Source organism: Modestobacter sp. SYSU DS0904 (assembly GCF_054051115.1).
Window position 1 is genome coordinate 115,716 of record NZ_JBJHAQ010000004.1, and the last position, 23,658, is coordinate 139,373.

Genomic DNA, 23,658 nt, shown 5'->3' on the forward strand with positions numbered 1-23,658 from the left:
CGCCCGCCACACCCCGCCCCCGCCCCGCCCGCACCGACGGGCGGCCCGGACCGCTGCGCCGATCACCCCACCCGGTGCCCCTGCTCCCGGTGGTCGTCCGAGTGCGCTCCGGAAGGGCGCGGATCGGCATTGACAGCGACAGTTGTGACCCGGATAACATGTACGGCAGCAGCACGGTTGTACGGATGCCGAACACCGCCCCTGGCAATGCCGCCTCGGGACGTCGCCGTCGAGTCACCGGGAGAGCAGCGTGAGCGCTCCGCAGGACCTGCTCGACCCGCGCACCACGGCCGCCGCCCCCGCCCCGGGCCTCACCGGGAACGTGGCCGAGACCCTGGTCTCCACCCTGGTCGCCCAGGGCGTGGAGCGGGTGTTCCTGAACCCCGGCACCGACACCGCGCCCGTCCAGGAGGCGATCGCGGCGCTGCGGTCCGCCGGCCGCGCCGTGCCGCGGGTGGTGCTCTGCCGGCACGAGGCCGTCGCCCTGGCCGCCGCGCACGCCGCCTTCGCGGTGAGCGGGCGTCCCCAGGTCGTGATGGTCCACGTCGACGTCGGCACCCAGAACCTCGGCGCGATGCTGCACAACGCGGCCCGCGCCGAGGCCGGGGTGGTGGTCATCGCGGGCCTCACCCCGCGCACCAGCTCGGGCCAGGTGCCCGGCGGCCGCGACACGGTCGTGCACTGGCAGCAGGACGTCCCCGACCAGGCCGGCATCGTCCGCGGGTACGTGAAGTGGTCCACCGACCTGCACGCGGCCGCCACCGTCCCGGAGCAGCTGGCCCGCGCGTTCCAGGCGGCCGCCGCGACGCCGCCCGGCCCGGTCTACGTCACGGTGGCGCGCGAGGTGCTGATGGAGTCGGCGCCGGCCACCCCGCCGCCCGCCCCGCGGCGCGCGCTCCCGGCGCCCATGGCCCCGGACCCGGTGCAGCTGGCCCGGGCCGCCACGCTGCTGGCGGCGGCGGAACGGCCGGTCGTCGTCACCAGCCGGCTGGGCCGCGACGTGGCCGCGGTCGCGGAGCTGGCCCGGGTCGCCGAGCTCCTCGGCGCGCCGGTGCTCGACCGGCGGGAGCGGGTCAACCTCCCCTCCGACCACCCCTGCTACGTCACCGGCCCCGGCCGGACGGCGGAGCTGCTCGAAGGCGCCGACGTCGTCCTGGTCGTCGACTGCGACGTGCCGTGGGTGCCGTCCCGGTCGGCGCCGCCGGCCGAGGCGACCGTGATCCAGCTGGACGCCGACCCGCTCAAGCTGTCGATGCCCGGGTGGGACTTCCCGGTCGACCTGTCCCTGCAGGCCGACCCGCGACTGGGGCTCCGGGCGCTCGCCGGTGAGCTGACCGCGCTCGCCGCCAGCGGCGCCCTGACCCCCCGCCCGCTCCCCCGGGTCGTCCCGGCCGCGCCTGCGCCGGTGGACGACCCGCTGACCGTGGCCGCCGTCGTCCGGGCGCTCGACGAGGTGCTCGACCCGGCCGACCTGCTGCTGGACGAGGCGGTCACCAACATCGAGGTCGTCCGCACCGGCCTGTCCCGGACGCTGCCGGGCACGGCGTTCCAGTGCGGCGGCTCGGGGCTGGGCTGGGCCCTCCCGGGCGCGATCGGCGCCGGGCTGGCCGCACCGGGGCGCCGCGTCGTCGCCGTCGTCGGCGACGGGACCTTCCTGTTCTCCCAGCCCGTGGCCACCCTGCTCACCGCCCGGGACGCCGGCACCCCGTTCCTCGCCGTCGTGCTGGCCAACGGCGGCTACGCGGCGAGCCGCCGGCCGGTGTTCGACCTCTTCCCCGACGGCGCCTCGGCGCGGACCGGGGAGGTGGTCGGCACCCTCTTCCCCGAGCCGCCCGACGCCGCCCTGCTGGCCGCCGCCTGCCACGCGTGGGGCGAGGACGTGTCGGCCGCCGCCGAGCTCGGGCCGGCCCTGCAGCGGGCGCTCGGTGCGCTCGCCGAGGGCCGGTGCGCCCTGCTGGTCGCGCACGTCGACTCGCCGTGGATCACCCGGCACCCCGCTTCCCCGTCCCCCGAACCCGACCGCACGCCCATCCCCTCACGAGGAGACCGTTCATGAGCAGTCGCCGCACCTCCACCCGATCCCCGGTGCGCGCAGCCCGCGCCCCCCTCGCCCTCGGCCTCGCCGCGCTGCTGCTGACCGCCTGCGGCGGGAGCGACTCCGAGGGGTCCGACGCCGGGGCCGGCGCCGGCGCCGGTGCCGACGGCGGCGGCGAGGTCGAGCAGGTGACGTTCCTGAACATCCTGCCGCTGGCCAGCCTCTCCTTCGCCCCCGAGCTCGTCGCCACCGAGTGCGGCTACTTCGAGGACCAGGGCCTGGAGGTCAGCTTCGAGACCACCCAGGGTTCCGCGCAGGCGATCCAGACGGTGCTCGCCGGGTCGGCGCTGATCACCCGGGTCGGCGACCTGGAGACCCAGCTGGCGGTGGCCGAGCGCGGCGCCCCGCTGGTCGCCGTCGGGCAGCCCACCAAGCAGGGCACCATCCGCTTCATCTCCGCCGAGAGCGACCCGCTGGAGACCGCCGAGGACCTCGAGGGCCGGCTGATGGGCACCCCGTCGGAGGGCGGCACGAGCCAGATCCTGCTCGAGCTGGTCGCGGCCTCGGCCGGGATCCCCGCCGAGGAGGTGCCGACGCAGGTGGTCGGGCTGGCCCCCGGCGTGTTCGACCTCGTCTCCTCCGGCCGGATCGGTGGCTACATCGTCTCGCTGGACACCGCCGTGCAGCTGGAGCAGCAGCAGCCCGAGGCGGTGGTCTACGCGCCGAACGACGCCATCTCCAGCGGCGGCCAGGTCTACGTGACCTCGCAGGAGCAGAGCGAGGACCCGGCGAAGCAGGAGCAGCTGCGCCGATACCTCGCGGCGATCGACGAGACGCTGCAGTTCATCATCGAGGACGAGGCGAACGGCTTCGCCGAGACCTTCGAGTGCCTGGCGCCCTACGACATCCCCGCCCTGCAGAACCCCGAGGTGGCCCGGGAGAGCATGTCGACCTACGTCGAGTCCTGGACGGCGGCCGGTGAGGACGAGCTCGGCGCGGTCGTGTCCGACCAGTGGGAGGCCGTCTACGAGGAGATGGTCGAGGGCGGGTTCATCCAGGACGACAGCCTGGACCCGTCCGAGTGGTACACCAACGAGTTCCTCCCCGGGAGCAACTGATGCGGCTGCCCGGCACCACTCCCCCGTCCGACACCAGCACCCCCGGCACCGCGCCCGGGACCAACGCCGGGGTGACCCACCACCCCGCGACCGACCCGCCGACCACCGGGTCGACCTCGGCCCCGGCCCCGCCGCCCGGCGCCCCGGAGAGGGGCGCCGGGGCGCCGGCCCCGGCCGGTGCGCCGGTGGGTGACACGGCACCGCCGCAGCTGCGGCTGACCGACGTGGACAAGACCTACCAGGCCCGGCAGGGGGAGGTGCACGCGCTCAGCAACGTGAACCTGACCATCGCCCGGGGCGAGTTCATCTCCCTGGTCGGCCGGTCCGGCTGCGGGAAGACCACCCTGCTGCGGATCCTGTCCGGGCTGCTGCCGCCGACCTCCGGGGAGGTCGAGGCCGACGGGGCACCCATCTGGCGCGGCAGCAAGCGCAACGACGAGGCCTTCAAGCAGTTCGGCCTGGTCTTCCAGGACGCAAACCTGTTCCCCTGGTACACGGTGGCGGAGAACATCTCCCTGCCGCTGAAGCTGCGGGGCATGGGCAAGAAGGCGCGCCTGGCCCGGGCCTCCGAGCTCGCCGAGCTCGTCGGCCTCCCCGGTTTCGAGAACGCCTACCCCCGCGAGCTCTCCGGCGGCATGCGGCAGCGCGCCGCGATCGCCCGGGCGCTGAGCTACGACCCGACCATCCTGCTGATGGACGAGCCCTTCGGCGCCCTGGACGCGCTGACCCGGGACAAGATGAACCTGGAGCTGCAGAACATCCACGCCCAGGCCGGCGCCACGGTCGTCTTCGTGACCCACTCCATCCCCGAGGCGGTGTTCCTCGCCGACCGGGTGGTCCTGCTCTCGCCCCGGCCCGGGCGGATCCGCTCCGTCACCCCCGTCGGGCTGCCCCGGCCGCGCTCGCTGGAGACCGAGACCTCCACCGAGTTCCAGGCCATCGTCCGCACGCTGCGCACCGAACTGGACGAGGAGGACTGATGACCGCAGTCGAGAACGACGTCCGCGACGACACGACCACGAGCGCCAGCACGAGCAAGCCCGGTCGAGGGCTCGGCGACCGCGAAGGCCTGATGAAGGCCCTGCCCTGGATCAGCACGCCGATCATGCTGATCCTGCTCATCGGCAGCTGGCAGTTCGCCGTCAGCGTCGTGGGGGTCTCGGAGTTCATCCTCCCCGCGCCCCTGGCGGTCTGGGACTCCCTGGTCGACCTGCTCTCCAGCAGCGCGGTCTACCGCGACATCTGGATCACCCTGGCCGAGGTCCTGATCGGCTTCGGGATCGCCCTGATCGTCGGCATGGCCGTCGGCGCCGTCCTCGGCCGCGTCCTGTGGCTGGAGCGGGCCGTCCAGCCCGCCCTCGTCGCGCTGCAGGTCGTCCCGAAGGTCGCCTTCATCCCGATCTTCGTCATCTGGTTCGGCTTCGGCATGACCTCGAAGATCATCATGGCCGCGATCCTGGCGTTCTTCCCGATCATGCTGAACGTGATGCTCGGGGTGCGGTCGGTGGACCGCGGCCACCGCGACGTCATGCGCGGCCTCGGCGCCAGCCGCTGGGCCACCTTCAAGAGCCTGGAGCTCCCCAGCACCCTCCCCTACGTCTTCGCCGGTGCGGAGGTCGGCATCGTCTTCGCCGTCATCGGTGCGATCGTCGGGGAGTACCTGGGCGGCAGCGAGGGGCTGGGCCACCTGGTGGTCTCCAGCCTGAACGCGCTCAACGCCCCGCAGCTGTTCGCCGTCATCGTCCTGCTCGCCCTGATGGGTTCGCTGCTCTACCTCGCCGTCACCACCACCAAGCGGCTCGTCATCCCGTGGCACGACTCGGTGGCCAAGCAGTGACCCGTCCTCCGCTGCGCAGCAACCTGGCGGTGGGCAGCTCGCGCTGGGCCGTCCGCCGGGCGCAGTGGCGGGCGCTGGGCATCTCCGACGAGGACATGACGAAGCCCAAGATCGCCATCGTCAACTCCTCGTCGAAGCTGGCCATCTGCTTCAGCCACCTCGACGACGTCGTCGGGCCGATGGAGGAGGCCATCCGGGCCGCCGGTGGGCTCCCGTTCGAGGTGCGCACCGCGGCCCCGAGCGACTTCATCACCAGCGCCGGGCGCGACGGTCGCTACATCCTGCCCAGCCGCGACCTGATCGTGAACGACATCGAGGTGGCCGTCGAGGGTGCCCAGCTCGACGGCATGGTCTGCCTCGCCTCGTGCGACAAGACCGCGCCCGGGCAGGTGATGGCCGCGGCCCGGCTGGACATCCCGACGATCATCGTCGGCTGCGGCTACCAGCCCAGCGGCCGGTACGCGGGCGAGCACGTCGACATCGAGGAGGTCTTCCTCGCCGCCGGGCACGTCGCGGCCGGCCGGATGACCCTGGACCACCTCACCGGGATGAGCGAGAACGCGATCCGCGGGCCCGGCGTCTGCGCCGGCATGGGCACGGCCAACTCCATGCACATGGCGTGCGAGGCGCTCGGGATCACCCTGCCCGGGACCACCCCGGTGCTGGCCAACAGCCCGGCGATGTGGGACGGCGTGCGCCGGGCCGGCACCCGGATCGTCGAGCTGGTCACCGAGGGGCTGCGGCCCCGTGAGGTGCTCACGCCGGCGGCCTTCGCCAACGCGGTGACGGTCATGCTGGCGACCAGCGCGTCGGTCAACAGCATCAAGCACCTGCAGGCCATCGCGCACGAGGCCGGCTGCGACGTCGACGTGCCCGGGCTGTTCGCCGAGCTCGCCGACCGGGTGCCGCTGCTGTGCTCGGTGCGGCCCAACGGCTCGGACTCCATCGAGGACCTCGAGGCGGCCGGCGGCACCCGGGCGGTGATGAGCCAGCTCGGCGAGCTGCTCGACCTCTCGGCCCGCACCGTCGCCGGTGGCACCCTCGGCGACGCCCTGGCCGGGGTGACCGTGGCCGATCCCGAGGTCGTCCGGCCGGTGGGCCGGCCCTTCGGGGAGCGACCGAGCATCGTGATCGTGCACGGCTCGCTGGCCCCCGGCGGCGCCGTGGTCAAGCGGCCGGTGCACGACACCGGCGAGCAGGTCTTCCGCGGCACCGCGCTCTGCTACGGCACCCGGGACGAGGCGCTCGCCGGGCTGTCCGCCGGGGAGATCCGGCCCGGGCACGTCGTCGTGCTGGGCGGACTCGGGCCGGTCGGCGGCCCCGGCATGGCGCTGGGGTCGGCGCTGGTGTTCGCGCTGGACGGCGCGGGGCTCGGCGACAGCGTCGCGCTGGTGACCGACGGGCAGATGTCCGGCCTGGTCAACACCGGCACCGTGGTCGGGGAGGTCTCCCCGGAGGCGGCCGTGGGCGGGCCGCTGGCCCTGGTCGAGGACGGCGACCCGATCGTCATCGACCTGGTCCGCCGCCGGGTCGACCTCGAGGTGCCCGCCGACGAGCTGGAGCGCCGCGCCGCGGCCTGGGCCGAGCGCACCCAGGTCCAGCCGGACACCGGCTGGCTGTCGATCTACCGGCAGTTGGTCTCGCCGGTCGCGACGGGCGCCGTCCTGACCCCCTCCCCGCACGCCCGGGCCGGCGCCCCCGCCGACCCCGCCACCCCACTCCCGCAACCACAGGAGACGAGCACCCCGTGAGCGCACCGCCCACCTGGCTGGACGAGCCCAGCCGCCGCACCCCGGTGCTCGGCGCCTACGAGGTCGTCGTCGTCGGTGGCGGCCCCGCCGGGGTGACCGCGGCGGCCGCCGCGGCCCGCGCCGGCCGCTCCACCGTGCTCGTCGAGCGGTACGGGTACTCCGGCGGCGCGGGCAGCGCCGGCGGGCTGAGCACCTTCTGCGGGCTGCACGCCAACGTGCACGGCGAGCACCGGCAGGTCGTGCACGGGCTGGCCGACGAGATCCTCGAGCGGGTCGACCGGCTGGGCGGGCTCAACCCGCCGCACCTGAGCTTCGCCGACCGGATCATGGCCCAGGCCTACGACATCTCCGCCTACAAGATCGCCCTGGACGACCTGCTGGTCGCCTCCGGCGTCGACGTGCTCTTCCACGCCCTCGGCGTCGGGGTGCTGATGCGCGACGAGCACACCGTCGGGGCGCTGCTGGTCGAGTCCAAGTCCGGCCGCGGCGCGATCACCGGCGAGGTGTTCATCGACTGCTCCGGCGACGGCGACGTGGCCGCCTGGGCCGGGGCGCCGTACGAGAAGACCGACCCGGCGCACGGGATGCTGTACCCCTCGCTGATGTTCCGGGTGAACGGCGTGGACGCCGCGGCGGCGGCCGACGCCCAGCGGGAGATCCCGGCGCTGATGGAGGAGGCCGAGCGCTCCGGGCGCTACCGGTTCCCGCGCAAGCGGCCGATCGTCCGCCCGCAGCGCAACCCGCTGGAGTGGCGGGCCAACATCACCCAGCTGAGCAACCCCGACGGCAGCGCGATCGACGGCACCGACGTCCGGCAGCTGTCCCGCGGGGAGCTGCAGGGCCGCCGCCAGGTGCGCGACGTCTTCCCGTTCTTCCAGGAGTCCGTGCCCGGCTTCGCCGACTCGTACGTCGTCGACATCGCCCCGTCCATCGGCATCCGGGAGACCCGCCGGATCATCGGCGCCTACCAGGTCACCGAGGACGACATCCTCGACTGCGTCGACTTCCCCGACTCCATCGGCGTGAACGGCTGGCCGGTGGAGGCGCACGTCGCGGGCGACGTCGAGCTCCGCTGGCAGCGCGGCGCGGACAACCGGGGCTACAACCAGCTGCCGTTCCGGATGATCGTGCCGCAGCTGCTGACCAACACCTACGTCGCCGGCCGCTGCGCCTCGATGACCCACGAGGGGCAGTCCAGCGCCCGGGTCACCGGGCCGTGCTTCGAGATGGGCCAGGCGGCCGGCGTGGCCGCCGACCTGGCCCTCGGTGCCGGCGTCGCCGTCGGCGACATCGACGTCCCGGAGCTGCAGCGGCGGCTGGAGAAGGACGGCGCGTGGCTGGGCGGAGGAGAGGTCGCATGAGGCTGGCCCCTGACGAGCAGGCGATGCTCGACGGTGCGCAGGGCGAGGCGGTGCAGGCCGCGATGGACCTGCTGGTCCGCTACGGCGAGGTGCTGGGCGCCGAACGGCTGGTCGACACCGACAACGTCTGCGGCGCCAACCTGTTCGGCTCCCGGCACACCATGGTCTGCGGCTCCCCCGGGCCGGACGCCGCCTTCTCCGAGCACAGCCTGGACGCCCCCGTCCCGCTGCCCATCCCGCCGGTGCGCGCGCAGAGCTACCAGCTCATCGGGCCGATGGACACCCGGAACTGGGAGGTGCAGGGCGTCTCCGTCGAGGAGCGGGACGCCGTGGTCGCCAGCGAGGCCTACAGCGCCGAGCACGGCATCCACCTGATGAACACCTGCACGCCGTACCAGGTCGGGAACGTGCCGGTGAAGGGCGAGCACTGCGCCTGGATGGAGTCCTCGGCGGTGGTCTACGTGAACTCGGTGCTGGGGGCGCGCACCAACGTGGAGGGCCGGGAGAGCACCGGCGCCGCCATGCTCACCGGGAAGATCCCGTACTGGGGCTACCACCTGCCGGAGAACCGGTTCGGCAGCCACCTGGTCGACGTCGGCGTCCCCGTCGTCGACACGCTGGACTGGGGCCTGCTCGGCTACTGGATCGGCGAGCAGGTCGCCGAGGGCGTGCCGGTGCTCGACGGGATCACCGCCACCCCGGACCTGGTGAAGCTCAAGCACTTCGGCGCGGCCGCCGCCTCCTCCGGCGGGGTCGAGCTCTACCACGTGCCGGGCATCACGGCCGAGGCGCGGACCGTCGAGGAGGCGTTCAACGGGGCCCTGCCCGCCGAGCGGCTGTCCTACGGACCGGCCGAGCGGCAGCAGACCTACGACCACCTCAACTCCACCGGCCGGGACACCTCCGTGGACCTGGTGATGATCGGCTGCCCGCACGCCACCCTCGGCCAGATCCGGGACGTCGTCCGGCTGCTGGAGGGCCGGCGGGTGCACGCCGACAGCGAGCTGTGGGTGTTCACCCCGCGGGCGCTGCGCGAGGTCGCGGAGCAGAACGGCTACGCCCGGGCGCTGGAGGCCGCCGGCGCCCGGCTGATGAGCGACACCTGCCCGGCGATCGGCCAGTTCCTGCCCAAGGGCACCCGGGTCATCGCCACCGACTCGGCCAAGCAGGTGCACTACCTGCCGGCGATCATGGACGTTCAGGGCTGGTTCGGCACGCTGCGCGACTGCGTCGACGCCGCCGTCACCGGTACCTGGCAGGGGGCCCTGCGATGACCGGGCGCACCCTGCACGGCCGCGGGCTGGTCGGCGGCGTCGCCGAGGGCGAGGCGCTGGTCACCACCGAGGCGCTGTCCGGCTGGGGCGGGGTCGAGCCCCGGCGCGGCCGGGTCATCGAGCTGCGGCACGAGCTGGTGGGGCAGTCCTTCGCCGGCAAGGTGCTGGTCTTCCCCGGCGCCAAGGGCTCCTCGGGGTGGTCGGGCATGTTCCACATGTCCCGGCTGATGGGCACCGCGCCGGCGGCGATGGTGTTCACCACCATGAACACCAAGATCGCGCTGGGCGTGGTGGTCACCCGGGTGCCGGCGCTCACCGATCTCGACGCCGATCCGCTGACCACGATCCGCACCGGTGACTGGGTCCGGGTCGACGCCGACCGCGGTGAGCTGACCGTCCTCCGGGCCACCGGGTAGCGTCCCGGAACGGGAACGGGCGGCACACCGGCCCTCGCCGCCCTCGGCGAGCACCACGGCGCAGGATCGGGGACGGGACACGGCATGGACGGCGCAGCGGCGGACGCAGTGGACGAGGGCGCCTCGGAGGCCCCGCGGGGCGACTACTTCGTGCAGTCCCTCGAGCGCGGCTTCACGGTGATCAAGGCGTTCTCCGCGGACGAGCCGGAGCTGACCCTCAGCGACATCGCCCGCCGCACGGGGATGACCCGCGCGGCGGCGCGGCGGTTCCTGCTCACCCTGGTCGACCTGGGCTACGTCGCGGTCGACGACCGCCGCTTCCGGCTGCGCCCCACGGTGCTGGAGCTCGGGTTCACCTACCTGTCCCTGCTGCGGCTGCCCGACCTGGCGATGCCGTACCTGACCGAGCTCTCCCGCGAGCTGCAGGAGACCACCAGCATGGCGGTGCTCGACGGGCCCGACGTCGTCTACGTCGCCCGGGTGGGCGGCCGCCGGGTGATCACCAGCGGCATCACCGTGGGCAGCCGGCTGCCCGCGTACGCCACCTCCCACGGCCGGGTGCTGCTGGCCGACCTCCCCGACGACCGGCTGGACGCCTACCTGGCCGGGACCGAGCTGACCCGCCGCACCGCCCGCACGATCACCGACCCGGTGGCCCTCCGGGAACGGGTCCTCGCCGCCCGCGCGCAGGGCTGGGCGCTGCTGGACCAGGAGCTCGAGGAGGGCGTCACCTCGATGGCCATGCCGGTGCACGGCGCGACGGGCGCCGCGGTGGCCTCGATCAACATCGGCGCGCACTCCAGCCGGCACACCCCCGAGCAGCTGCGGGAGGTCGCCCTCCCCCCGCTCACCGACGCGGTGCGGCAGCTGGAGCGGGACATGCTCCTGGCCGGGGTCCGGTCGGCCGGCCACCCCCTGCTCTGACCCGCCGGCTCACGCCCCCGCGGACGGGGGCTGCGTGCCCGGGGTCAGCTCCCGGGCGGTCTGCTGGGCCCAGGAACGGTCGACCTTGCCGGAGGCGGTGCGCTGCACCGTCTCGACGAACAGCACCGAGCGGGGCCGCTTGTACCCGGCGAGCATGCTGCCGACGTGGTCGGCGAGCGTCCGCGCCGTCGCGTCGCCCGGCGGGTCGGCGACGACGAGCGCGGTGACCCGGCTGCCCCACCGGTCGTCGGGCACCCCGAGCACGACGGCGTCGCGCACCATCGGGTGGCTCAGCAGGGCCTCCTCCACCTCCTCGGCGAACACCTTCTCGCCGCCGGTGTTGATCACCCCCGAGCCGCGGCCCAGCAGGGTGAGGGTGCCGTCGGCCTCGACCGTGGCGGCGTCCCCGGGCACCACGTACCGGACACCGTCGACCACCCGGAAGACCGAGGCGGTCAGCTCGGGGGCGCCGAGGTAGCCCAGCGGCAGGGCACCCCGGCTGGCGAGCTCGCCGACCTCCCCGGAGCCGGGCACCACGTCCCGGCCGTCGGGCGTGAGCACCCGGGCGTTGTCCGGCAGCGCGAACCGGGTGCTGACCGACTCCGGGTCGGGGCCGACCAGGGAGATCCCGAACGGACCGCCCTCGGTGGAGGCGATGGTGTCCTGCAACGTCATCCGGCCGGCCGCCAGCAGCCGGCGTTTGACGTCCGGGCTCCAGCGCACCCCGGAGCTGATCACCCGGCGGAGGCTGCCCAGGTCGTACGGGCGGCCGGCGGCGGCCGCCCGATCGAGCTCGGCGAGCAGCGGCACCGCGAAGGCGTCGCCGACGATCGCCAGCTCCTCCACCCCGTGCCGCTCCACGGCGCGCCAGAGCTCGGCCGGGTCGAGCGAGCGGTCGGTGAGGGTGACGACGCAGCCACCGCGCAGCAGGTTGCCCACGGCGGAGAAGAAGCCGGTGCCGTGCATCAGCGGTGACCCGGGGAGCACGACCGGGGCGGTACCGGTCCGCACCGCCTCGACCGCGGACGCCACCGCCTCGCCGCGGTCCCGCGGCACCGGCACGCCGGCCCGCTTGTACGCCGAGGAGACGACCGCGCAGACGCCGGCGGAGTCCCAGACGACGGCCTTGGGCGCCCCGGTCGTGCCGCCGGTCAGCAGCCACACCTGGTCGTCCGGCGAGCGTTCGCAGCGGGGCAGCGGTGCCGTGCGCAGCGCCTGCTCCCAGGGGACGGTGCGGTCCGCGGGGCCCGCGCCGTCCGCACCGCAGCGCACCACGGTGCGCAGGGCGGGCAGGTCGCCGGCCACCGCGGCCAGCGTCGCGGCCAGGCCGTCGTCCACCAGCACCGCCTCGGCGCTGACGTAGCCGAGCACCTGGGCCAGCTCCGCGGCGCGGTACCGGTAGTTGACGTTGACCGGCACCGCCCGCAGCTTGAGGACGGCGAAGACCCCGATCAGGTACTCCGGGGAGTTGTGCAGCCCGATGCCGACCCGGGCGCCGACGCCCACCCCGGCCGCGGCCAGGTGCCCGGCCAGCCGGGCCGCCTGCTCGTCGAACTCGGCCCAGGTGACCGCCCGCCCACCGGCGACCAGGGCCGCCCGGCCCGGGTCCAGCGAGCTGATCGCATCGGCCACCGCCTCGAGCCGGGAGGCGACGTCATCCCGTCCGGGGGAGGTGTCGTCCCGCTGCTCGACCGCAGCGGCCGGCGACGGGGCGGTCACAGGTACCGCCGGACGACGGTCGACGCGACGCAGGCCGGCTCGGCCTGCCCGTCGGCCTCGAACACCAGGGTCAGCGCCAGCTGCACCCCGCCCGGCACGGCACCGACCGCGTCGACGGTCGCGGTGCAGCGCACCCGACCGCCCACCGGCATCTCGGCGGGGAAGCGCACCGAGTCGCAGCCGTAGTTGACTGACAGGGCGAACCCGCGGGACTCCAGCAGCTCCGGCATGAGCGTGGTGGTCAGCGAGAGCACCAGGAGGCCGGGGACCGTGGGGCCGGCCGGGCCCACGGGCGGGCGGGTGCCGGTCGCGGCGCAGAACCGGTCGACCCGCTCGGCGCCGACCTCCACCCACGAGCTGGTGCCCAGGGTGCGGCCGGCCAGTGCCTGGGTCTCCTCGACGCCGGTGACGACGGTGGCTGCGGGCATCGGGACCCCTGCCCTGCTCAGCTGCCGGCCGGCGCGGCGGCCGGCTGCACCCGCGCGACGGCCGGGCGCCCACCGCGCGGGCCGAAGGTCTCCACGACCGCGGAGACGCCGGCGTTCGACGCCCCGGCCACCACCACGAGCACCGACTCCGGGGAGGCCAGGGCGTGGATGCCGTCACGGTCGGGGTCGGGTCCGGCGTCGATCTCCCCGTCGGGGTGCCCGGTGGGCACCCGCCAGCGGCTGACCTGGGACACCGCCCCCTTGCCCACGGCGTCGAGCTCGGCGCGGCTGCGGAAGGAGGCCTGGTACAGGAACTCCGCGATGTCCCGCTTGCTCCAGCCCTGCCCGGCCAGCAGCCGGGCGTGCTCGGGGCTGAGCACGATGCAGGCGCTGATGCCGGCGTGGATCAGCGCCCCGGTGCGGGACACGGTGCCGGCGATGTCGGTGAGCAGCTGCTCGGGCACCGAGGTGTGCCGGGCCTCGATGTGCACGGTGGACCGCATCGTCATCGCCGTGACCGTGCTGTCGCCCGGGGCGTGCCCCTCGTCGACGTGGAACGGGCCCCAGGGGGACTCCTCCTCGTTCTCGGCGATGCAGCAGGTGTACTTCGCCGGGGTGCCCTGGGTGGCCTGGTCGAGCTCGTGCGGGCGGACGCCGAGCACGTTGAGCGCGGTGAGCCGCAGCGCCCGGCCGATGGTCGCGTTGGCCCGGAAGCCGGGACCGAAGACGTTCCCCTTGCTGTTCAGCCCGAGCTGCTCGCGCACCGGCCCGTTGACCAGCAGCAGCGGCGCGGTGCCGGTGGTGCTCTGCCAGATGCCCTTGCGGACGTAGCCCTCCTCGCACAGCGCGTCCCAGCCGGCGAGCACGACCGGGAAGTACTCCGGCCGGCAGCCGGCCATCACCGCGTTGATCGCCGCGAGCCGCACGGTGATCGCCCGGTTGATCTGCGGCATCGCGAGCACGGTCTCGCCCGGGTCGCGGTCGACCGTGGCGAGGAACGCGTCGAGCTGCTCCTGGGTGCAGGGCACGACGGGCAGCCCGTCGGTCCAGCCCTTCTCGTAGCAGTGCTCGAGCGCTTCCAGCGTCGTGGTCACTCCTCCACCCCCAGGATCTCCAGCACCTGCGGGAGCGCGGTGCTCACCCGCTCCCGGATCTGCTCGGCGGTCAGGCTGGCCACCGGATGGGGCACCGAGACGTACTCGTAGCCGGGGAAGCCGTAGCCGCTGGCCATGGCCGCCCCCGTGATGCGGAAGGCGTCGGTGCAGATGGAGACGGCAGGCACGCCCTGGCGCTCCAGCAGGATCCCGTCGGCCACACTGGCCGCGCTGCAGGAGCCCTAATCACCGATCGCGGTGATCGCGAAGTCGCACTCCTCGAAGATCCGCTGGGTCTGGGTCGGCTCGACCGGCGTGCCGAAGTAGGGCTTGGTGAACATCAGCACCTCGCCCACGCCGTGCCGCTCGCGCAGCTGGCGGGCGAACTCGTTGAGCAGCGCCGCACCGTTGGGCTTGCCGTTGTCCAGCAGGCCGAGGGTGGCTCCCCGCAGGGTGCGGGTGCGCGGCGCCAGGGCGGTGTCCTGCCCCTGCTCACCGGCCCCCGTGGGGTCGAGGATCTCGTGCAGTTCCATCGCGGCCGTCCGTTTCTCCCGGAGCGGGGAGCCCTCGCGCTCGGCATCGTGTTCGTGATCCGAACAGGAGTGCACCTCTCGAACAGGGACGTTAGCCACGTCACAGGTCGACGTCAACGGCGGACGCCGCCCGCGATCCGCCAGATCTCGGGCGACAACGCCGGCACCGGTGGCGCCGGTGGCGCGGCCCCTCCCCGTCCGGGGAGCCGGTGGTCAGGACAGCGGACTGCGCGGCAGCATCCGGTTGCTGATGATCCGCTTCTGGATCTCGCTGGTGCCCTCGAAGATCGTGGTCAGCCGGGCGTCCCGCCAGTGCCGCTCCACCTGGCGCTCGGTGGTGTAGCCGTTGCCGCCGTGCAGCTGCATGGCCGCGTTGGTCACCCGCACCGCCATCTCGGTGGCCTGCAGCTTCACCATCGCCGCCTCCCGCTCGCAGGGCACCCCCTCGTCGAGCAGGTGCGCGACCTGGCGGTAGAAGGCCCGCGCCTGCTCCACCTCCGCGGCCATCTCGGCCAGGGTGAAGCGCAGCGCCTGGAAGTCCCCGATCGGGTGGCCGAACTGCGCACGCTCCTGCAGGTAGAGCGTGCTGTCCTCCACCGCCGCGCGGGCCAGGCCGACGGCGCGGGCCGCGGTGTGCACCCGCGCGGTGTTGAGGAAGGCCTGCGCCTCGCGGAACCCGGCGCCGGAGTCACCGCTGCTGTCGGACCCGCCCCCCTCACCCGGGCCGACGATGAGGTCGCCGGCCGGGATCCGCACCCCGTCGAAGGTGAGGTCCCAGGTGAGGAAGCCGTGGTAACCGACCTTGTCGATGGCGTAGCCGGACAGCCCCGGCGGGAAGGAGCCGCGCTCCTTGACCAGCAGCAGGTTGCGCAGCCCGCGGGAACGGGACTCCCCCGGCTGCGGGTCGGCGACCCGCACGAGCACCTGGATGAAGTCGGCGGCCTTGGCGTTGCCGCACCAGCGCTTGTGCCCGGTGACCACCCACTCGTCGCCGTCCAGCACGGCGCGGGTCTGCACGTTGGCCAGGTCCGAGCCCGCCTCGGGCTCGGACAGCGCCACCGCGCCGATCCAGGAGCCACCGGCGCTGCGCCGCAGCAGCTCGCGACGGCGGTCGGGGTCGGCGACCGCCGTCCCCATGCCCTGGGACCGGGCCAGGATGCTGGCCACGCTCATCCACGCCCGGGCCAGCTCCTCGCTGACCAGGCAGTACTCGAAGACGCCGAGCCCCAGCCCACCGTCGGCCGCGGGGACGGTGATGCCGAACCACCCCAGCTCACCGAGCCGCTCGAGGAGGTGCTGCGGGATCTCGCCCTTCTGCGGGTCGAGCTCGTTCGCGACCGGCAGCACCTCCTCCATGGCGAACCGGCGGGCCTGCTCCATCAGCGCGGCCCGGGCCGGGGTGTGCCAGGGCGAGTGCAGCACCGGCGGCTGGGGCGGCCACGGCTCGATGCGGGCGGGCTCGGGGCGGCGGGTGGTCGACGTCATCGTCGGTCCTCCTGGCACTCGGGAGTCTGGCACTCGGGAGTCGGGCACCCGGCGGTCCGGGTGCGCCCTACTCTCGGGTAACCCCGGACCTCCGCACACCCCGGAGTGACCAGCGCCACACCCCGGCCCGGTCAGTCCACCCGGCAGGGCGGGTGCTCGGCGTGCCAGTCGGTCCGCTGCTGGAACCAGGCGCCGGCGTCCAGCAGCAGTTCCTCCCCGCCGACCGCCGCGGTGAGCTGCGCACCGACCGGCAGGCCGGAGACCGGGTGCCGGCCGACCGGCAGGGCGAGCGTGGGGCCGGCGTGCAGCGACCACGGCGCGGTCAGCGTGCTCAGGCGCCGGGTCAGGGTGAGCAGGTCGTCGTCGGCGGCGACCGCCGTCGGGACGTCGGCCGGCAGGGTCGGCGTGAGCAGCACGTCGACCGAGCCGAACACCTCCTCCAGGCCGCGCTGGTACTCCGCCCGCACCTGCAGCGCACCCGCCCGGTCGCCCTCGGAGACGCCCTCGCCCACCCGCAGCCGGGCGAGCGTGTCGGGCTGGAAGAGCCCGGGGGTGGCGAGCCGCTCGTGGTGCAGGTCGGCGATGCCGGAGTAGACGATCGTGTAGAGCACGTCCTGCGCGACGCTGATCCCGGGCACCGTCACCGGCACGAGTTCGGCGCCGCCCTCGGCGAACACCCGGCCGGCCGCCGCGACCACCTCGGCGACGCCGGGGTCCAGGTGGTCGAACCACGGCTCGGGGACGCCGATCCGCCGGGGCACGGCCGGGCGCAGGGCGCGCGGCGGCCGGCCGGCGAGCACCGCGAAGGCGCGGGCGACGAGCTCGACGGTGCGGGCCAGCGGGCCCACGGTGTCGACCAGCTCGCAGACCGGGAAGGTGCCGGCGTCCGGCACGACGGAGATCCCCGGCCGGAGCCCGGTCACCCCGCAGGCCGCGGCGGGCAGCCGCACCGAGCCACCGGTGTCGGTGCCCAGCGCCAGGTCGACCAGGCCGGCGGCGACCGCGGCGCCGGCCCCGCCGCTGGAGCCGCCGGGCAGCCGGTCCAGCGCCCAGGGGTTGCGGACCGGTCCGGCAGCGGAGTTCTGGCTGGTCAGCCCGATGCCGAACTCCGACAGGTTCAGCTTGGCGACCATCTGCGCGCCGGCCGCGGCCAGCCGGCTGACGACGACGGCGTCGGCGTCGGGGACCCGGTCGGCGAAGAACGCCGAGGCACAGGTGGTGGGCACCCCGGCGGTGTCGATGTTGTCCTTCAGCCCGACCCGGACCCCGGCCAGCGGACCGTCGGGGGCGTGCGGCAGCGGCGGGTCGATGCCGCGCAGCACCGCGTTGGTCGCCGCGCGCACCTCCTCTGCCCGCCGAGCGCGCTCGGCGGCGTCCGGGAGCCCCACCGTCAGCGCCCGTCCCGGGACGTGGGCGGCAGCGGCGGGACGACGGTCACGGACGGTGAGACTGCCACCTCCGGGCCCGCCGGGCAGCACCCGCCGTCCCGGTCCGGCCTGCCCACGGTCCAGCGAGCACCGTGCCCGGCGCGGCGGGACGTCCCGGACAGGTCTCCGGCTCCGGCCGACATGCCCGAGCGACTGCAGCCGTGGCGTCACGACGCGCCGCTCGAGGTGGGGGCGGGAGCGTGCCCGGGATCGCCGGTGCCTTGACCGCCTCCACCGGGCGGGACGAGGGTCCGCCTGGTCCGGAGGGCCGAGTGCCCCTCCGCCGGTGCACCCGGAGGTCCGACATCGCCGTCTACCTGTACCGCTGCCACGACCACGGCACGACCGAGACCCGCTGCGCGATGGGCACCGCCCCCGCCGCGGTCGCGTGCCCGGCCTGCGGCTCGACCGCCGCGCGGGTGTTCACCGCGCCCCGTCTCTCGTTCGGGTCCCCGGTGCGCCGGGCCCTGATCGAACGCACGGAGCGCAGCGGCGACCAGCCCGACGTCGTCGCCGCGCCGCCCCCGGGCCCCGGCTCCGGTCGGCGGGCCGACGTGCTGCGCAACCCGGCCCTGAGCCGGCTGCCCCGCCCCTGACGGAGGGCCTCCGCAGGTCCCGACGGGGAATCCCGATCGACGGCACAGAGGGGAGCGACCGAGATGGCGAGCGTCGGCCTGCTGTACGTCGGAGCGGTCCTGATCCTCAACGGGCTGATGCTGCTGGGGCGGGTGGACGCCCGGGCAGCCGCACCGCTGAACTTCTTCGTCGGTGGCCTGCAGGTGTTCACGCCGACCTACCTGATCGTGACCTCCGGGGGCGACCCGGACGCGATCCTCGGCGCCTCCGGCCTCTACCTGTTCGGCTTCACCTACCTGTACGTGGGCCTGAACCTGACCCGCGGCCTGGACGGCACCGGGCTCGGCTGGTTCTCCGCCTTCGTGGCGGGCTGCGCCGTGGTCTACGCGGGGCTGAACTTCGGCCGGCTCGACGACCCGGCCTTCGGGGTCATCTGGCTGTACTGGGCAGTGCTGTGGGCGCTGTTCTTCCTGGTGCTGGGGCTGAAGCGGGAGGAGTTCACCCGGTTCACCGGGCTGGTCGCCATCGTGGCCGGGGTGGCGACCTGCGCCGTCCCCGCATTCCTGCTGATGACGGGCGCCTGGGTGGACAACGTGACCACGTGGGCGATCGTGCTCGCCGTCGTCCTGCTGCTGTCCCTGGCCCTGTTCCCCGCATTCCGGGACCGGCGCCCCGCGCCGCCGGACGACGACGCGGCGGGGCAACCCGCGCCGGCCACCGCGGACGCACCGGCCGACCGGCGGGGGTGAGGCCTGCCACCGAGCCGTCGGCCGCCCACTCCCCGCAGCCAGACCCGAGCCCAGGAGCCAGACCATGCCCGAGCGCCTGTTCCCCCTCGACTCCAGCAAGCCGTTCACCGAGCAGCAGCACATCGGCCACAACCGCTGGCACCCCGACATCCCGGCCCAGGTGACCGTCCGCCCCGGGGACGTCTTCCGGGTCGACTGCCGCGAGTGGTTCGACGGGGCGATCCACAACGACGACTCCGCCGACGACATCCGGGACGCGCCGCTGTCCACGGTGCACGTGCTCAGCGGCCCCTTCGCGGTGGAGGGCGCCGAGCCCGGCGACCTGCTGATCGTCGACATCCTCGACCTCGGCCCGATCCCGCAGGAGGACTCCGGCCCGCTGGCCGGCCAGGGCTGGGGGTACACCGGCATCTTCGCCAGGCAGAACGGCGGCGGCTTCCTGACCGACCAGTTCCCCGACGCCTACAAGGTGATCTGGGACTTCACCGGGCAGACGGCGACCTCCCGGCACGTCCCGCACGTCTCGTTCACCGGCATCGTGCACCCCGGCCTGATGGGCACCGCGCCCTCGGCGGAGCTGCTGGCCCGCTGGAACCGGCGGGAGGGCGCGCTGATCGCCACCGACCCCGACCGGGTGCCGCCGCTGGCGCTGCCCCCGCTGCCCGAGGACGCCATCCTCAGCGGCCTGACCGGCCAGGAGTACGACCGCGTCGCCGGGGAGGCCGCCCGCACGGCCCCGCCCCGGGAGAACGGCGGCAACCAGGACATCAAGAACCTGACCAAGGGCAGCCGGGTCTTCTACCCCGTCTACGTGCCCGGCGCGAAGCTCTCGCTGGGCGACCTGCACTTCTCCCAGGGCGACGGCGAGATCACCTTCTGCGGCGCCATCGAGATGGGCGGCTTCATCGACCTGCACGTCGACCTGATCAAGGGCGGCATGGACACCTACGGGGTCGGCGAGAACGCCATCTTCATGCCGGGCAACGTCGACCCCCGGTACGAGAAGTGGCTGGCCTTCTCCGGGACGTCGGTGACGCTGGACGACGAGCAGCGCTACCTGGACTCGCACCTGTCCTACCAGCGTGCCTGCCTGCACGCGATCGACTACCTGACGAAGTTCGGCTGGTCGCCCGAGCAGGCCTACATGATCCTCGGCGCCGCGCCGATCGAGGGCCGGCTGTCCGGGGTGGTCGACATCCCCAACTCCTGCTCCACCGTCTACCTCCCCACCGGCATCTTCGACATCGACGTCACCCCCTCGGCGTCCGGACCGACGCGGATCGACCCAGGCATGGGCGTCCCCCGGTCGAGCTTCTGATCCCGCCCACCGTCCGCCCGACCTGAGGAGCCCTCCGTGCCCGACGTGATCTTCGAGATCAACCGCGACCTGAGCGTGTCGATGCGCGACCAGACGGTGCCCGGCCACAACCGCTGGCACCCCGACATCCCGCCCGCCAACACCGTGGCCCCCGGCGGGACCTACCGGATCGAGTGCAAGGACTGGACCGACGACCAGGTCCGCAACACCGACGACGCCGACGACATCCGCGACATGAACATCGACCCGTGCCACATGCTCAGCGGGCCGTTCGCCATCGAGGGCGCCGAACCCGGTGACCTGCTCGTCGTCGACATCGTGGACATCGGCCCCTTCCAGGAGCAGGAGTGGGGCTACACCGGGATCTTCGCCAAGGAGAACGGCGGCGGCTTCCTCACCGACTACTCACCCCAGGCCTCCAAGGCGATCTGGGACCTCGACGGCATCTGGACCACCAGCCGGCACGTCCCCGGCGTCCGGTTCATCGGCAACTCCCACCCCGGCCTCTTCGGCTGCGCCCCCTCCCCGGACCTGCTGGCGGAGTGGAACCGGCGGGAGCAGGCGCTGATCGACCAGAACCCGGACCGGGTCACCGGCGACGTCCCGGCACACGACGGCGACGTCCCCGGCGCACCGCAGGTGCCGGCGCTGGCCCTGCCCCCGCTGGCCAAGGACGCGTTGCTGGGCACGCTGCGCGGCGCGGACCTGGACCGGGCGGCCGCCGAGGCCTGCCGGACCATCCCGCCGCGGGAGCACGGGGGCAACGTGGACATCAAGGACCTCGGCGTGGGCAGCCGGGTCTACATGCCGGTGTACGTGCCGGGGGCGAACTTCTCCATCGGTGACCTGCACTTCGCCCAGGGCGACGGCGAGATCACCTTCTGCGGGGCGATCGAGATGCCCGGCTTCATCGACCTGCACTTCGACCTGATCAAGGGCGGGATGGACCGCTACAAGCAGTCGATGCCGTTCTTCAAGCCCGGCCGGGTCGGCCCGAACTACTCGGAGTTCCTCACCTTCGAGGGGATCAGCGTCGAGGACGGCCGCAACTACTACATGAACGCGACCGTCGCCTACCGCCAGGCCTGCCTCAACGCCATCAACTACCTGATGCCGGCCATGGGCTGGACCTTCGAGCAGGCGTACCTGTTCCTCGGGGCGGCACCCATCGACGGCCGGATCGGCGGGGTGGTCGACATCCCGAACAGCGCGGTCTCGATCAGCATCCCGCTGTCGATCTTCGACCGGAACATCCTGCCCGACGGTGCCGGTGGAGGCCGGGACCTGACCGCCGACTGAAGTCGGTGCGGGGCGGGCCCGGCCCGCCCCGCACCACCGTCCCCGAGAGGAGCACCGCGTTGCCGCTGTACGAGTTCCGCTGCCCCGAGTGCGGCCCGTTCGACCTGCACCGCGACATGCGTGACGCCGCCGCCACGGCACCCTGCCCGGCCTGCGACCGGACGGCGCCGCGCCACTACCGCGTGGGGGTCGGGCGCCCTCCCACCGGCGCACTCCGCGACGCCGGCCGCGCCGACCGTGCCCGGGTCGACCGGGCCCGCAGCGGGGAGCCGCTGGTCACCGGTCCGCCCACGGGACGGCGCCTGCCCGGGGGCGCTGCCCACCGGCACTGACCGGCAGCGGGAACCTCGCGACCCCGGCTACGGTCCACAGCACCGCACCAGCACCCGCTCCGGACGGAGGGCCATGCCGCTCGTCTCCCGACTCTCGACCACCCCGGTCAAGGGCACCGCCCTGCACCAGCCGCAGACCGTGACGGTCACCGGGAACGGGGTGCCGGAGAACCGGCGCTTCCACCTGGTCGACGCCCGACGGCGGCTGCTCAACGGCAAGCAGCACGGCCCGCTCGTGCAGCTCACCGCCGAGTTCCACCCCGGCGACGAGCACCTCCGGCTGCGGTTCCCCGACCGCCCACCCGTGGCGGGCCGGACCACCGAGCTCGGCGAGGCGGTCCGCACGGACTTCTACGGGCGCGCCGTCGACGGACACCTCGTCGAGGGGCCGTGGTCGGCCGCGCTCAGCGACTTCGTCGGGCAGGAGGTGCACCTGGTCGCGGTCGACCGGCCCGGTGACGCGGTCGACGTCCACCCGGTCACGCTGATCTCCACCGCGACGCTCGAGCACCTGCGGCGGGTCACCCCGGACGGGGAGCGGCTGGACCACCGCCGGTTCCGGATGCTCGTGGAGGTGGACGGCTGCGACGTCCACGAGGAGGACACCTGGGCCGGCCGGCGCGTGCGGATCGGCGGCGCCACCGTCCAGGTGGTCGGCCCCGTGCCGCGCTGCGTGGTGACCAACGAGAACCCCGACACCGGCGCGGTCGACTTCAGCACGCTCAAGGCGATCGTCCGCTACCGCGGCGAGCTCGCGACCGACCTCAGCACGCCGGTGGCGCACCTGCCGGACAACGGCGCGGTGATCCTCGGCATGTACGCCACGGTCGAGCAGCCCGGTGAGATCGCCCTCGGCGACCCGGTCGAGCTCCTCGACGAGACCGCCGTCCAGCCCGCCTGACCCGCCCGTCCCCCCGCCCCCCGACCCGAGGAGCACCGATGCCACGGCCCACCGACCACGAGCTCTTCGACCTGGGGGACGTCGTCCTGCAGGGCGGCGCGACCCTGCGCGGAGCCCAGCTCGCCTACAAGACGTACGGCACGCTGAACGCCGACCGGTCCAACGTGATCGTGCACCCCACCTGGTACAGCGCCTGGCACGACGCCAACGAGTGGACGACGGGCCCGGGCCTCGCGCTGGACCCGGAGAAGTACTTCATCGTCGTCCCCAACCAGCTCAACAACGGCCTGTCGACGTCGCCGAGCAACACCCCGCCGCCCTACGACGGGCCGAACTTCCCGCACGTGACCTTCTACGACCAGGTCGAGGTACAGCACCGGCTGCTCACGCAGCAGTGGGGCATCGAGTCGGTGGAGCTGGTGCTCGGGTCGTCCATGGGCGCCGGCCAGACCTACCAGTGGGCGGTCAGCCACCCCGAGATGGTGAAGCGGGCCGCGCCCATCGTCGGGTCGGCGGTCACCAGCGAGCACAACCAGGTCTTCCTGAAGAGCCTGCGCGCGGCGCTCACCCTGGACCCGGCGTTCGCCGACGGGCGCTACCGGCCGGACGCGCTGCCCACCGCGGGACTGCGGGCCTTCGCCCGGATCTACGCCGGCTGGGGCCTCTCCCAGGCCTTCTACTGGCAGCGGGAGTACCGCAACCTCGGCTTCTCCTCCCTGGAGGACTTCCTCGTCGGGTTCTGGGAGGGCTTCTGGCTCGACGACCGCGACCCCAACGACCTGCTGGGGATGCTGTGGACCTGGGAGCACGGTGACGTCGGCAGGACCCCGGGCTTCGACGGCGACACCGAGGCGGCGCTGCGGTCGATCCGCTGCCCCCTGGTGGCCATGCCGGCCAGGACGGACCTGTACTTCCCGCCGGAGGACGAGGAGTGGGCGTCCCAGTTCATCGAGAACGGTGAGGTCCGGGTCATCCCGACCGTCTACGGGCACTTCGCCGGCCTGGGGCAGAACCCGGCGGACAACGAGTTCATCGACCGGGCGCTGAAGGAGCTGCTGGCCCGCCCGGCCTGACGGACCGG

At 74.0% G+C, this 23,658-nt stretch carries 21 protein-coding genes and 1 pseudogene; 16 read left to right on the forward strand and 6 right to left on the reverse strand.

Going from position 1 to position 23,658, the window contains the following annotated elements; all coding sequences use genetic code 11:
* Positions 1-250 precede the first annotated feature (250 nt).
* From ACI79U_RS04150 to ACI79U_RS04190, 9 genes are all read left to right on the forward strand, one after another.
* The gene (locus ACI79U_RS04150) at positions 251-2,056 is read left to right on the forward strand and encodes a thiamine pyrophosphate-requiring protein (RefSeq protein WP_457065642.1); all 1,806 of its coding nucleotides are present in this window, start codon (positions 251-253) and stop codon (positions 2,054-2,056) included.
* Positions 2,053-3,153: an ABC transporter substrate-binding protein gene (locus tag ACI79U_RS04155; protein WP_457065640.1), complete on the forward strand. Its 1,101-nt coding sequence runs from the start codon at positions 2,053-2,055 to the stop codon at positions 3,151-3,153. Before ACI79U_RS04150 ends, ACI79U_RS04155 begins: the two co-directional genes overlap by 4 nt.
* The gene (locus tag ACI79U_RS04160; RefSeq protein WP_457065638.1) at positions 3,153-4,133 is read left to right on the forward strand and encodes an ABC transporter ATP-binding protein; all 981 of its coding nucleotides are present in this window, start codon (positions 3,153-3,155) and stop codon (positions 4,131-4,133) included. Before ACI79U_RS04155 ends, ACI79U_RS04160 begins: the two co-directional genes overlap by 1 nt.
* The gene (locus ACI79U_RS04165; RefSeq protein ID WP_457065635.1) at positions 4,133-4,990 is read left to right on the forward strand and encodes an ABC transporter permease; all 858 of its coding nucleotides are present in this window, start codon (positions 4,133-4,135) and stop codon (positions 4,988-4,990) included. The genes ACI79U_RS04160 and ACI79U_RS04165 overlap by 1 nt, the downstream gene beginning before the upstream one ends.
* Positions 4,987-6,741, forward strand: a complete 1,755-nt coding sequence (ilvD, locus tag ACI79U_RS04170) for a dihydroxy-acid dehydratase (protein WP_457065633.1) — start codon at positions 4,987-4,989, stop codon at positions 6,739-6,741. Before ACI79U_RS04165 ends, ilvD begins: the two co-directional genes overlap by 4 nt.
* A complete protein-coding gene (locus tag ACI79U_RS04175) occupies positions 6,738-8,102 on the forward strand; it encodes an FAD-dependent oxidoreductase (RefSeq protein WP_457065631.1) in 1,365 nt (454 codons plus the stop codon). Before ilvD ends, ACI79U_RS04175 begins: the two co-directional genes overlap by 4 nt.
* Complete coding sequence (locus ACI79U_RS04180) at positions 8,099-9,376, forward strand: aconitase X (RefSeq protein ID WP_457065629.1); 1,278 nt, start codon at positions 8,099-8,101, stop codon at positions 9,374-9,376. The genes ACI79U_RS04175 and ACI79U_RS04180 overlap by 4 nt, the downstream gene beginning before the upstream one ends.
* Positions 9,373-9,792, forward strand: coding sequence for an aconitase X swivel domain-containing protein (locus tag ACI79U_RS04185; RefSeq protein WP_457065627.1), 420 nt, complete (start codon positions 9,373-9,375; stop codon positions 9,790-9,792). Before ACI79U_RS04180 ends, ACI79U_RS04185 begins: the two co-directional genes overlap by 4 nt.
* An 84-nt stretch (positions 9,793-9,876) precedes the next feature.
* A complete protein-coding gene (locus tag ACI79U_RS04190) occupies positions 9,877-10,716 on the forward strand; it encodes an IclR family transcriptional regulator domain-containing protein (RefSeq protein WP_457065625.1) in 840 nt (279 codons plus the stop codon).
* 9 nt (positions 10,717-10,725) lie between these two features.
* Here ACI79U_RS04190 and ACI79U_RS04195 read toward each other — a convergent pair whose 3' ends face one another.
* The 6 genes and pseudogenes from ACI79U_RS04195 to ACI79U_RS04220 form a co-directional block, all read right to left on the reverse strand.
* Positions 10,726-12,435, reverse strand: coding sequence for an AMP-binding protein (locus ACI79U_RS04195; protein ID WP_457065623.1), 1,710 nt, complete (start codon positions 12,433-12,435; stop codon positions 10,726-10,728).
* Positions 12,432-12,863: a dehydratase gene (locus tag ACI79U_RS04200; protein ID WP_457065621.1), complete on the reverse strand. Its 432-nt coding sequence runs from the start codon at positions 12,861-12,863 to the stop codon at positions 12,432-12,434. Before ACI79U_RS04200 ends, ACI79U_RS04195 begins: the two co-directional genes overlap by 4 nt.
* Positions 12,864-12,880: 17 nt before the next feature.
* Positions 12,881-13,957 carry a hypothetical protein gene (locus ACI79U_RS04205; RefSeq protein WP_457065619.1) on the reverse strand — a complete coding sequence of 359 codons (1,077 nt, stop codon included), beginning with the start codon at positions 13,955-13,957 and terminating at the stop codon, positions 12,881-12,883.
* A pseudogene (locus ACI79U_RS04210) lies at positions 13,954-14,490 on the reverse strand (UGSC family (seleno)protein). Before ACI79U_RS04210 ends, ACI79U_RS04205 begins: the two are co-directional and overlap by 4 nt.
* A gap of 213 nt (positions 14,491-14,703) precedes the next feature.
* The gene (locus tag ACI79U_RS04215; RefSeq protein WP_457065617.1) at positions 14,704-15,975 is read right to left on the reverse strand and encodes an acyl-CoA dehydrogenase family protein; all 1,272 of its coding nucleotides are present in this window, start codon (positions 15,973-15,975) and stop codon (positions 14,704-14,706) included.
* 131 nt (positions 15,976-16,106) lie between these two features.
* On the reverse strand, positions 16,107-17,363 hold the full coding sequence (locus tag ACI79U_RS04220) for an amidase (protein ID WP_457065615.1): 1,257 nt from the start codon (positions 17,361-17,363) through the stop codon (positions 16,107-16,109).
* A 311-nt stretch (positions 17,364-17,674) separates the two neighbouring features.
* Between ACI79U_RS04220 and ACI79U_RS04225 the strand changes: the two genes are divergently transcribed.
* From ACI79U_RS04225 to ACI79U_RS04255, 7 genes are all read left to right on the forward strand, one after another.
* Entirely contained in the window at positions 17,675-17,998 is a 324-nt protein-coding gene (locus ACI79U_RS04225; RefSeq protein WP_457065613.1) for an FmdB family zinc ribbon protein, read from the forward strand.
* 63 nt (positions 17,999-18,061) lie between these two features.
* Entirely contained in the window at positions 18,062-18,727 is a 666-nt protein-coding gene (locus tag ACI79U_RS04230; RefSeq protein WP_457065611.1) for an AmiS/UreI family transporter, read from the forward strand.
* Positions 18,728-18,791: 64 nt separating this feature from the next.
* The gene (gene fmdA, locus ACI79U_RS04235; protein WP_457065609.1) at positions 18,792-20,045 is read left to right on the forward strand and encodes a formamidase; all 1,254 of its coding nucleotides are present in this window, start codon (positions 18,792-18,794) and stop codon (positions 20,043-20,045) included.
* 36 nt (positions 20,046-20,081) lie between these two features.
* A complete protein-coding gene (gene fmdA, locus ACI79U_RS04240; RefSeq protein WP_457065607.1) occupies positions 20,082-21,344 on the forward strand; it encodes a formamidase in 1,263 nt (420 codons plus the stop codon).
* A 59-nt stretch (positions 21,345-21,403) separates the two neighbouring features.
* Positions 21,404-21,676 carry an FmdB family zinc ribbon protein gene (locus tag ACI79U_RS04245; RefSeq protein ID WP_457065605.1) on the forward strand — a complete coding sequence of 91 codons (273 nt, stop codon included), beginning with the start codon at positions 21,404-21,406 and terminating at the stop codon, positions 21,674-21,676.
* A 73-nt stretch (positions 21,677-21,749) separates the two neighbouring features.
* Positions 21,750-22,577: an MOSC domain-containing protein gene (locus tag ACI79U_RS04250; RefSeq protein WP_457065603.1), complete on the forward strand. Its 828-nt coding sequence runs from the start codon at positions 21,750-21,752 to the stop codon at positions 22,575-22,577.
* 38 nt (positions 22,578-22,615) lie between these two features.
* Complete coding sequence (locus ACI79U_RS04255) at positions 22,616-23,650, forward strand: alpha/beta fold hydrolase (RefSeq protein WP_457065601.1); 1,035 nt, start codon at positions 22,616-22,618, stop codon at positions 23,648-23,650.
* The last annotated feature ends 8 nt before the right edge of the window (positions 23,651-23,658 follow it).

What these genes read in the sequence shown, in the direction of transcription:
- ACI79U_RS04155 (WP_457065640.1), top strand. Translation starts at nt 2,053, where the DNA reads ATGAGCAGTCGCCGCACCTCCACCCGATCCCCGGTGCGCGCAGCCCGC.
- ACI79U_RS04160 (WP_457065638.1), top strand. Translation starts at nt 3,153, where the DNA reads ATGCGGCTGCCCGGCACCACTCCCCCGTCCGACACCAGCACCCCCGGC.
- ACI79U_RS04165 (WP_457065635.1), top strand. Translation starts at nt 4,133, where the DNA reads ATGACCGCAGTCGAGAACGACGTCCGCGACGACACGACCACGAGCGCC.
- ACI79U_RS04180 (WP_457065629.1), top strand. Translation starts at nt 8,099, where the DNA reads ATGAGGCTGGCCCCTGACGAGCAGGCGATGCTCGACGGTGCGCAGGGC.
- ACI79U_RS04185 (WP_457065627.1), top strand. Translation starts at nt 9,373, where the DNA reads ATGACCGGGCGCACCCTGCACGGCCGCGGGCTGGTCGGCGGCGTCGCC.
- ACI79U_RS04190 (WP_457065625.1), top strand. Translation starts at nt 9,877, where the DNA reads ATGGACGGCGCAGCGGCGGACGCAGTGGACGAGGGCGCCTCGGAGGCC.
- ACI79U_RS04200 (WP_457065621.1), bottom strand. Translation starts at nt 12,863, where the DNA reads ATGCCCGCAGCCACCGTCGTCACCGGCGTCGAGGAGACCCAGGCACTG.
- ACI79U_RS04215 (WP_457065617.1), bottom strand. Translation starts at nt 15,975, where the DNA reads ATGACGTCGACCACCCGCCGCCCCGAGCCCGCCCGCATCGAGCCGTGG.
- ACI79U_RS04230 (WP_457065611.1), top strand. Translation starts at nt 18,062, where the DNA reads ATGGCGAGCGTCGGCCTGCTGTACGTCGGAGCGGTCCTGATCCTCAAC.
- fmdA (WP_457065609.1), top strand. Translation starts at nt 18,792, where the DNA reads ATGCCCGAGCGCCTGTTCCCCCTCGACTCCAGCAAGCCGTTCACCGAG.
- ACI79U_RS04250 (WP_457065603.1), top strand. Translation starts at nt 21,750, where the DNA reads ATGCCGCTCGTCTCCCGACTCTCGACCACCCCGGTCAAGGGCACCGCC.
- ACI79U_RS04255 (WP_457065601.1), top strand. Translation starts at nt 22,616, where the DNA reads ATGCCACGGCCCACCGACCACGAGCTCTTCGACCTGGGGGACGTCGTC.